1 pseudogene is annotated in these 435 nt (G+C 79.1%); it reads left to right on the forward strand.

From position 1 onward, the window contains the following. A pseudogene (locus I3F54_RS31950) lies at positions 1 to 435 on the forward strand (DNA polymerase III subunit gamma and tau); the annotation flags it as partial.

Consider the following 435-nt stretch of genomic DNA (forward strand, 5'->3'; position numbering starts at 1 on the left):
CCCCGCCCGGCCCCCGGCCGCCCCCGCGCCGGCCGCCGCGCCCTCCGCGGCCCAGCCGGCGTCCGCGCCGCCCGCCGGCGGCCTCGACCCCCGCGTCCTGTGGCCGAACATCCTGGAGGCGGTGAAGAACCGCCGCCGCTTCACCTGGATCCTGCTCAGCCAGAACGCCCAGGTGGCCGGCTTCGACGGCACCACCCTGCAAGTCGGCTTCGTCAACGCCGGTGCCCGCGACAACTTCGCCGGCAGCGGCAGCGAGGACGTCCTGCGGCAGGCGCTGGCCGAGCAGTTCAACGTCCACTGGAAGATCGAGGCGATCGTCGACCCCTCGGGCGGCACGTCCCCCGCGCCGGCCGGCGGCAACGGCGGAGGCGGCGGCTACGGCGGTGCCCCCGCCCCGGCGCGCCCTGCGGCCCCCGCCCCGGCGCCGCCACGGTC

This window comes from Streptomyces sp. MUM 2J, from assembly GCF_022414535.1.
GTDB lineage: Bacteria > Actinomycetota > Actinomycetes > Streptomycetales > Streptomycetaceae > Streptomyces.